General features: G+C 63.1%; 4 protein-coding genes. 1 reads left to right on the top strand and 3 read right to left on the bottom strand.

Features of this window, described 5'->3' with window-relative positions:
* Nucleotides 1–1,499: HAMP domain-containing protein (locus ILT44_RS15480; RefSeq protein WP_204240503.1), on the bottom strand; the 1,499-nt coding region annotated here is incomplete at its 3' end.
* A 321-nt stretch (nt 1,500–1,820) separates the two neighbouring features.
* On the opposite strand from ILT44_RS15480, the gene ILT44_RS15475 reads away from it, so the two are divergent.
* Nucleotides 1,821–2,822: a Bug family tripartite tricarboxylate transporter substrate binding protein gene (locus ILT44_RS15475; RefSeq protein WP_204240502.1), complete on the top strand. Its 1,002-nt coding sequence runs from the start codon at nt 1,821–1,823 to the stop codon at nt 2,820–2,822.
* A gap of 52 nt (nt 2,823–2,874) precedes the next feature.
* Here the strand turns inward: ILT44_RS15475 and ILT44_RS15470 are convergent, their stop codons facing one another.
* Together ILT44_RS15470 and ILT44_RS15465 are read right to left on the bottom strand one after the other, a co-directional pair.
* A complete protein-coding gene (locus ILT44_RS15470; protein ID WP_204240501.1) occupies nt 2,875–7,176 on the bottom strand; it encodes a translocation/assembly module TamB domain-containing protein in 4,302 nt (1,433 codons plus the stop codon).
* Nucleotides 7,176–9,116 (bottom strand): autotransporter assembly complex protein TamA, encoded by a 1,941-nt coding sequence (locus ILT44_RS15465; RefSeq protein ID WP_372441170.1) that lies wholly within the window; start codon nt 9,114–9,116, stop codon nt 7,176–7,178. The genes ILT44_RS15470 and ILT44_RS15465 overlap by 1 nt, the downstream gene beginning before the upstream one ends.
* Nucleotides 9,117–9,669: the final 553 nt, after the last annotated feature.

Genomic DNA, 9,669 nt, shown 5'->3' with positions numbered 1-9,669 from the left:
TCGACTGTGATCTTCTTGGAAAGGTCGCCGTTCGCCACCGCGGTGGTCACGTCGGCGATGTTACGCACCTGGCCTGTCAGGTTCGCCGCCATCATGTTGACGTTGTCGGTGAGGTCCTTCCAGGTGCCGCCGACACCGCGAACCTGCGCCTGTCCACCGAGCTTGCCTTCCGTACCCACCTCGCGCGCCACGCGGGTCACCTCGGAGGCGAAGGAGTTGAGCTGGTCCACCATGGTGTTGATGGTGTTCTTCAGCTCCAGCATCTCGCCTTTGACATCGACGGTGATCTTCTTGGAAAGGTCACCGTTCGCGACCGCCGTGGTCACGTCGGCGATGTTACGCACCTGACCTGTCAGGTTCGCCGCCATCATGTTGACGTTGTCGGTGAGATCGCGCCAGAGACCGGCGGCACCGGGCACGAGGGCCTGTCCGCCGAGCTTGCCTTCAATGCCCACCTCGCGCGCCACGTTCGTCACCTGATCGGCAAAGGTGGCCAGCGTGTCGATCATGCCGTTGATGGTGTCCGCCAGAGCGGCGATCTCGCCCTTCGCATCCACCGTGAGCTTCCGGGTGAGATTACCCACGGCGACCGCGGTCACGACCTCGGCGATGCCTCGCACCTGGCCGGTGAGGTTCGCGGCCATCATGTTGACGTTGTCGGTCAGATCCTTCCAGGTGCCGCCGACACCCTTCACCTGCGCCTGGCCACCGAGCTTGCCCTCGGTGCCCACCTCTTTCGCGACGCGCGTCACTTCCGAGGCGAAGGAGTTCAGCTGATCCACCATGGTGTTGATGGTGTTCTTCAGCTCCAGCATCTCGCCTTTGACGTCGACGGTGATCTTCTTGGACAGATTGCCGTTTGCCACCGCAGTCGTCACTTCCGCGATATTACGCACCTGACCTGTGAGGTTGGCGGCCATCATGTTGACGTTGTCGGTCAGGTCCTTCCAGGTGCCGGCCACGCCTTTCACCTGGGCTTGGCCACCGAGCTTGCCCTCGGTGCCCACCTCTTTCGCGACGCGCGTCACTTCCGAGGCGAAGGAGCTGAGCTGGCCAACCATGGTGTTGACCACCTTGCCGATGCGCAGGAATTCGCCGCGTAGGGGCCGGCCTTCGATTTCGAGTTGCATGCTTTGGCTGAGATCGCCTTTGGCGACGGCGCCGATCACGCGGGCCACTTCGGTCGTCGGCTGAACGAGGTCGCCGATCATCGAGTTGACCGAGTCGATACATTCGTTCCAGCAACCGGTGGCTGCAGCCAGACGCCCACGCTCGCCGATCCGGCCTTCCTTGCCGACCACCTTGGCTACCCGGTCCAGTTCCTGGGCGAGTCCCTTGTTCAGGTCGGCGATGTCGTTGAAGGCCTCCGCGATCTCGCCGTCGATACCGGTCAGGTCAGACGGCAGGCGTGCGGAGAAGTCGCCTCTCTTGAACGCACGCAATGTTTTGAGAAGCAGCTTGGGATCAAGCTGCGAAATGGCGGTTTCAACTTGTGACATAAGGCCCCCCGTTACGCTGTTCCAAGCTTACTCTCGCCTGGATCCCCATATGCCGACGTCCCAAAAGCTACTTTGTTCGTCTTCAGATGGAATTCGACCTTGCGTAACTCTTTTCAAGGGATCGGAGTTCCCTGCAAGCAGAAATTTTTCATCCAGTGAATGTTACTGAGTAGCTATTGAGGAGAGAACCTTTGCATTCCAGGAGCTTGCTGCCAAGGATCATCGAGACCCATTGCCCAGAGACTTGGGTTGCGCTCTCATGACGCTTGCCGTTTCGGAATGCCGGCGCGGTCAACGACATCAACCATCAAGGGAGCCATCATGCCAATTCTTTCCAGCTGCTCGCGCCGGCACATGCTTGGTCTAGTCCTGGTCGCCTCGGCCTCCCTAGCCTCAGGAGCCGCGCTCGCCCAGCCGGCAGCCTATCCGACGCGACCGGTTCGCCTCATCGTGCCGTTTACGCCGGGCGGCACCACGGACATCTTTGCCCGTCTCGTCGGTGAGAAGCTGTCCCAGTCCCTTGGGCAGCAATTCGTGATCGAGAACCGCGGCGGCGCCGGCGGCAACATCGGGGCGGACGCCGTCGCGAAGGCCGAACCGGACGGATATACCCTGGTCATGGGCACCGTCGGCACCCATGCGATCAACCCGAGCCTCTATGCCAAGATGCCGTATGATGCCCTGACAGATTTCGCCCCGGTTGCCTATGTGGCCGGCGTGCCGAACCTGATGGTGGTCAGTCCCAAGAAGGTGAAGGCCACCACCGTGCAGGAATTCATTGCCGAAGCGAAGGCGACTCCGGGCAGGTTCACGATGGCCTCGTCCGGCAACGGCACCTCGATCCATCTCTCCGGCGAGCTCTTCAAGCAGATGACGGGCATCGAGATGCCCCACGTGCCCTATCGCGGCAGCGGACCGGCGGTGAACGACCTGATCGGGGGACAGGTGGACGTGATGTTCGACAACCTGCCCTCCTCGATCGAGCAGGTTCGCGGTGGAAACCTGCGGGCGCTTGCGGTCACCTCGTCCAAACGCTCCCCGGCCATTCCCGACAAGCCGACCCTCGCGGAGGCGGGCCTCCCCGGCTTCGAGGCTTCGAGCTGGTTTGCGCTGTTTGCTCCGAAAGGAACGCCACCCGAGATTACGGCCAAACTGAATCAGGAGGTCCGCAAGGCGCTGGAGACGCCGGAGTTGCAGAAGCGCTTTGCCGATCTCGGCGGCGAGATCCAGCCCATGAGCCCGGATGAGCTTATGACCTATGTCAAGAGCGAGCACGAGAAATGGGCGAAGGTCGTCAAAGCCTCGGGCGCGAAGGTCGACTGATCCCGCTGGTGCGGGGCTACATTCGACAGCTCCGTCACTCGCCCGTGAGCCGCTAGTACTCTAGCTCGTAGCCTAGTCCGACGGAGCTGCCGCCTTCGGCATTGATCTCGCCTTGGGCCTTGAAACGTCGCGTCAGGTCGATATCAACCGTGACGCCGCTCTCCTCAGGCTGGGCGCCGGCTTTTACGCCCACGCGCACATTGTCGCTGATGTAGCGCGAGACACCGACTCCTGGCCCTCCGCCAGCGCCAACGGTGATATCGAGGCTGTCGACGCCGAGCGAGCGGCGCAGGCGCTCGAAGGCATCATTCCCCGAACCGCCGGAGAGCTGCGCCACGGCCTGTGCGAGCTGCAGCGCCTGGCCGGCGGACAGCCCACCGGACGGCCTCTGGAACAGGATCCGGGAGAGCACTTCGTCCTGCGGTAGATCAGGTTCGGAGCTGAAAGCAAATTGCGGGCTCGAGGCCGGCCCCGTCACCGCAATGCGTGCCGTCACGTCCCCGGACTGGGTCTCGGCCAGGAAGTCGAGGGACGGCGTGAGATCCCCCGTAAAGTCCAGCCGGCCGCGCACGAACTCGATCCGCTGCCCCAAGAGATCGAAGCGACCGCGGCGCAGCTCGAAGGCGCCGATGGCGATGGGATCCTGGGTCGTGCCCTGAAGCCTCAGGTCGCCGCCGAGTTCGGCATTGATGCCCCTCCCTCGCACGAAGATGCGGTTCTGCGCCGTCAGCGTCAGATCGAGCTCGGCCCGGAAGGGCGTACCCCTGGCGGAGGCGGATTGCCGCCGCTGAGCCAGGGCGAGCCGCGCCGCTGCGGTCGGGGTGGGCCGCACATGCTTGGTCCCAGGCAGCGGCCGCAAGGTCGTCGGAAGCCGGTCGGGCACAGAGACGTTCATCGTGATGATATCGACGCGCCCGGCTGCCCGCGGCCGGCTCGTCAACGGTCCGGACAGGATCAGATCCAGATTGGCGCTTGCCTCGACTGTTTCATTGGAGACGAGCTGCGCCCGGCTGCCGGTGATCCGGATCTCGCCGGGGAAACCCGCGGCCGGATCAATGGTCACCTGGCCACGGGCCGCGAGGGAGCCGCCATTCGGCGTCTGTGCGGACAGGCTTTCGATGACAAGCACCTGTCCACGCGCAGCAAGCCGACCGGAGATGGCGTTCAGCTGGACGCCCTGCAGCGCATCGGAGAAGCTGCCGTTGGAAATGGCAGCGCTGCCCTGGATGCGAGGATCGGAGATCGTTCCGGCAACCGAGAGATCCAGATTGGCCGCTCCGGTGAGGCGCTGGCCGGAAGCCGAGAGGACGGTGTTCGCAATGGCAAGGTCTGCCCGTCCCGATACCCTGAGCGCCAGTTCATCCGTCGCATCGATCGGAACGCTGCCGGAAACCTGGAAGGTGCCGGTGCGCCCAACGGTAATTCGTGCATCGATCCCGACACGCTGATCGGCCAGTCGGCCCTGGGCTTCGATGGCAAGCGGCGGCAACCCGGACTGACGGGTTTGCGCAGTTGCAAGGCCCGCTACAGTGACGCGATAGGTTCCGCTCGGATTACTTGCGGTTCCTGTGATGGCTGCGCTGCCATTGACTGTGCCGGCGAGACCGAGATTCGGCTCGACGATCTCGGCCACCTGAAGCGGCAGATTGCGGATGTCGACGGAGAGATCGAGCCTGTCACCGACGGTGCCAGAGACGGCGATCCGGCCCTGATCCGCTGCGATCACAAGATTGGACAGGGCAACGGAGCCATCCTGCAGCACAATGGCGGCAGGCTGAGCCAAGGCCAGCCGCCTGCCGCCGCGGCGGGCCGTGAAGGAGGCAATCTCGATCCGCGTCGCGTCGCCCGGCACGACGCGGCCCTGCGCATCGAGATTGAAGCCCTGTCCTGTCGCTGAAGCGGTAAAGCGCGAGGCAGCAGGCGTGCCCTCGGCAACGAAGCGTACATCCTGATAGGTCTGACCGCCGGCGGTCAGCGCTGCGGCCGAGACGGAGCCGTCGATCATCGGACGACGGTACAGATCCTGAACCGCGAGCCGCGTGTCGAAGTCCCGCACGATGATGTCCGCTACTGCAAAGCGCGAGCCGCTTGCAGTGATCCGCGCATCCTGGCCGCCATCGCGCGCGCTGAGCGAGACGACTGCGTCAAGCGCTCCATCGAGCTTGGTCAGCACGAGAGGAGAGAGATCGTCGAAATTGCTGCCGGAGAGGGAAATCTCGCCCTGTGCCAGCTGATCGGCCCCCAGGCGGAGATTGCCGTTGAGGGCCACCGAGCCGATGTCCAGATCGAGCCGATCGAGCAGCCACCCCCCTTCAGGCGGCTTCGCCAGATGAAGGGAGCCGGTTGCAGGCTTGCCGTCGACCTGCCCATCGAGGGTAAGAGCCGCGTCGACGGCTCCTGTCACATCCTTTGCATTGAGATCGAGAGCAAGGCGTGGGATGGAGCGGCCAAGGGCGCGAACATCGCTCAGCGTCGCTCTCCCGGTCACGTCCGGCCGTTCGAGGGAGCCCGAGAGACGCGCCGCAAGATTCGCCCGTCCCGCCGTAATGCGCCCGTCCACATGCCGCAACTCGTCGATAGTGACATCGAGTCCCAGATCCGCAGCCGATTGCGTGGCCCGTCCATCCACGCGGGCATCGAGGTGCGCGCCGTCGATGCGGAAATCGTCGAAGGCGAACCCGTTCGGAATGCGGCGCATCGTGCCTGCGGCACTTACCGTGCGTCCCAGGAGGCCGTCGAGCGCCGGCGTTCCGGTGGAGAGTTCTCTCAGTCTCGCATCGATGACAGCCGCCATGTCGTAGCGCCTTGGATTACCGGACAGCCGTGCCGTGAGGGCTGCCGAGCCCCGCAGCGTCTGCCCGGCGACTCCGGAGAAGGCCGCGAGCGCCGGGATGTTGGCATCCAAGGAGCCATCGAGGATGGTCGATCCGACACGACCGGTGAAACTCGCCTGCGCTGTAGATGTCTCGATGCGTGCGGTCTCGACGCTGGCAACGCCTTCGAGATCGAAGGAACCACGTGACGTGACCGAGAGGGTCGTTCCCAGCGCCCGTGCGAGCGCCGCGTCGGCGGGGCGGATCCCGCTCGCATTGGCATCGATGGCAAAGGAGAAGCGGTCGGGGGGCGAGACGCCCTCCACCGGGTTCATGGCCACGCGGGCGTTCAGCGCATCAAGGGAGCCCTGCGGCAGCCGGACCTCGGCGGCGTCGAGAGAGCCGTTGACGCGAGGCGCGGTCAGTGGGCCCTGCACCGTGCCGTCGAAGTTGAGCCGGGCGATCTCCGCCTCGCCTGCGCGGGTCTTGGCGCCATCCGTCGGCAGGGCGCGGGCAATGAGCCGCAGATCGAGGACCTTGCCGGAGCTGATCGTTCCGCTCATGTCGAAGCGTGCGACATTCGACGTGATCTGAACCGGTTGGAAGCGAATGCCGCCGTCATCGGCGACGTTCACGTTTCCGACCAGCTGCGTGGTGCCGCTGAAGACCGGGGCGGCCGGTGCTGGCAGAAGCCCTTCGATGCGGGCTGCGAGATCCACGTTCAGATCATAGGCCGCATTGGTGCGCCTGACCGTTGTGGTGCCTGCCGCTCCGATCGTCGGCCCGGCTGCGAAATCGAGCCGCGCCGCAAAGTCGCTCAAAGGGCCCTGCCCCGCGATCTTCAAGCTGACTGGTGGAAGGCCGGGGAGTTCCAGAAGCCGGGCGGCAATGCCGCCTGCAGGTTCCTGATGATTGAGGTCGAGGGCGAGGCGGTTCGTCTGCGGAACGTAGGTGAGATCGATCGACAACTGCCCGGGAACGTCGAGGCGCTGTGCAGCGAAGGTCAGATCGAGGCCTTCTGAAGGATTTCCGATTTGGGCGGAACCTACCGCCGAAAGCCGGGCTTCCGTGCCCAGCACCGGCTCGCCAAGAGCCAGTTCCTGCAGGGCGAAACGGTCGATGATGACCCTGACCGGCAACTCGGGCAGGATCGGCTCGTCGGAGACCGGCGCGTCCTCCTCGGCCGGTAATGGCCTGCGCTGAATCCGAAGTCGGCCGATGGTGAGTTCGTCGACCTGGAGCCGTCCGCGCAGGAGCGCCGTTCGGCTCCAGACGAGATTGGCGCGGTCGAGATTGAGCCAGACGCCGTCTCGATCCTCGATGCGCACGTCCCGAATGACGGCATTTGAGGAGAGTGCGCCCTCGATGCTGCCGATGGTAACGCGCGTGGTCGGTGTGGAGAGGAGGCGCGAGATCAGGCTCGCCAGAACACCCTGATCGCTCTGTGCCTGGCTCGGGCGCGAGACGAGAAACCAGGAGGCAACGAACGTCACCGTGAGAAGGACTATCAACAGGGCGAGGGAGCGGATTGGCTTTTTCATCAGAAGGCCTGCCCGATTCCGATATAGATGGCGTAGGAGGGATCGCCTCGCTCCGGATTGACCGGGATCGCGACATCCAGGCGGATGGGACCAATCCCCGTGTAATAGCGCAGGCCCAGGCCGACAGCGACGCGGATGGACTCGTCGAAGTCCGGATAGCTCGACTCAAAGGCGGTGCCCGCATCGACGAAGGGAACGATGCCGATGGTGTCGGTGATCTTGATGCGGGCCTCGAGAGAAGCCTCGAGCAAGCTCCGGCCGCCGATCGGCTCGCCCAGAAAGGTCGGTGAGAGACTCTGGTAGTGGTAGCCGCGAACGGAGCCGCCGCCGCCGGCGTAGAAGCGGCGGTTGGCAGGAATCTCGTCGAGGTCCGCACCGACGATGGAGCCGAGTCCGAGGCGGCCTGCCAGCACATAGCGGGCTTCTTCGTCGAAGGCATAGTAGGTCGACGCCGTTCCCCGCGCGACTGTGATCGGAACCGATGAGCCGAGGAACTCCGGATATGGTGTGACCGAAGCGATCAGCCTGACGCCTTTGGTGGGGTTAAGAGGGTTGTCGGTCGAGTCGTAGCTGAGCGAGAGGGGCAGGCCGACGAGGGTGTAGTCGATCTGTCCGAGAATATCCGTGGCCTGCCCGCGCTCGTACTCGATCCCACCCTGGATCGAAAAGGTCTGGCTGAAGCGGTGGCGGATACCGGCAGCCGCATTCACAAGCCGGCTGGTATAGCCCTCCGTCCGGTCGCGTTCGACCAGTGCATCGACGAGCAGGTCGTTGCGGGTTCCCCAAAGCGCCGGCTTCAGGAAGCTTGCACGGAATCGACCGCCGAGATTGTCCCAGCCGGACTCCTCATTCCGATCGGGCTGGCCGCCATCCTCCGTGAGGTAGAAGATATTGCCTTCCAACCGCAGCCTCTCGGCACCGCCGAACAGGTTTCGGTGCGCCCAATAAGCCCTCAGCGCCGGTCCATCCGTTGTCGAGTATTGGGCCGAGGCCCCGATGATGCGCGGCGGACGCTCGGTGATTTCCACGAAGAGAGGCAGGTTTCCATAGGCGTCGAGCGTCTCCGCTTCGCGGATCCGCACGGACGACAAGGCTTCGATCTGGGAGATCGACTTGCGCATCGAAGCTAGCGCTGCCGGTGAATAAGGATCTCCTGGTTCGGTATAGATGAAGGATCGCACCACGGCCGGATCGACATTCTCGGCCCCTTGAATGGTGATCGCTCCGATGCCGGCGCGAGGGCCCGGATCGATGCCCAGCGTCACATCCATCGCCTGGGCTGGGTGAAACACCACCGGGTTCTGCTGCTGAACTTTGGCAAACGGCCGCGACTGGGAGCGGAAGTGATCGACGATCCGCGCTTCGGCGGCCAGGATGTCGGCAGAGCGCGCCGGATCGCCCGGCTTGATCTTTACGACCCGCGGCGGGAGTTCGCTCGGTGCGAAGGGCCGGCCGGTTCGTGAATCCAGAACGGAAACATTCCTGAGAGCAAACTGAGGCCCCGGATCTGCAACGATCTGAATGGGCACAAGGGCCCGGGCGCGGTAGCCCGCAACCGCCCTTGTTGCAGTCTCCGTGCGGGTGGCTTGCAGGACCATCGGAACGCCGGCGACATTGATCGTGACGCGGGCGTTATAATACCCCGCCCCCCACAGCGCATCGATCAAACGCGGCAGATCGGCCCCTGCCCTCGCTACCAAGGCGGCAGCATCCGGTGGAGGATCCGATTGGAGGCTCTGGAGCGTCGAGGCATCCTTTAGCGTCTGCTGCAGGTCCTTATTGTCGCCACCGACAACATAATCGAGAGAATAAGGCAGGGCTTCCGCACTGGGAGCAGGTGGTTCGTCACTTCCGCGAAACCAGCCGAAGAGATCGAACGCGACGGCAGGATTAGATGGCAGTCCACTGAACAGAACGCCTACCAGAAAGAGAAACACAATCCATCGTCTGGTGCTCAACCACAGCACTTGATGCTCTCTCTCCCTGGTCACGACAGATCAATGTTTTTGGATCACAACCCTACCCACCGCTCAGGGAACTGGGGCTCGGTCCTGTTTGGATTAATTGGGATTGTACCTAACCATAGTTTCCCTAGCGGCAAAACCCCAGCCGTTCGATTTCAGGCTAATTGTTGAATAATGACACTGCACAACCCGAGAATGAGGAAAACATCCATAGCCTTACTCATGAACTATGTTCTTCAACATAAGATCTGCAGCTGTATCAACCTAACACCGCGACATAATTTTGCCGGATTTCAGTCACTTTTCCGCTCATGTTTCCTTTCTGACGATCACAAGCATTGACACGTGCAGTTTTGTTTCATGTGAAACAAAATGTTTTGCTGGACAACCTCTACACTTACAATAGTCAAGCCTCATTGACCGTCACATCTGGTGGGTGTAGTTTTTCCACGTGCTGCAGGCAGAGTTCAAGTTGCTGCTATGTTTAGACCAGCCGCCTCACAGCCGGTATTTTGTGAGTAAATCTTGG

Source organism: Microvirga arvi (assembly GCF_016892765.1).
GTDB lineage: Bacteria > Pseudomonadota > Alphaproteobacteria > Rhizobiales > Beijerinckiaceae > Microvirga > Microvirga arvi.
The sequence above is the reverse complement of the archived record's forward strand: the minus strand, read 5'-3'. Positions and strand labels throughout refer to the sequence as shown.

What these genes read in the sequence shown, in the direction of transcription:
- ILT44_RS15470 (WP_204240501.1), bottom strand. Translation starts at nt 7,176, where the DNA reads ATGAAAAAGCCAATCCGCTCCCTCGCCCTGTTGATAGTCCTTCTCACG.
- ILT44_RS15475 (WP_204240502.1), top strand. Translation starts at nt 1,821, where the DNA reads ATGCCAATTCTTTCCAGCTGCTCGCGCCGGCACATGCTTGGTCTAGTC.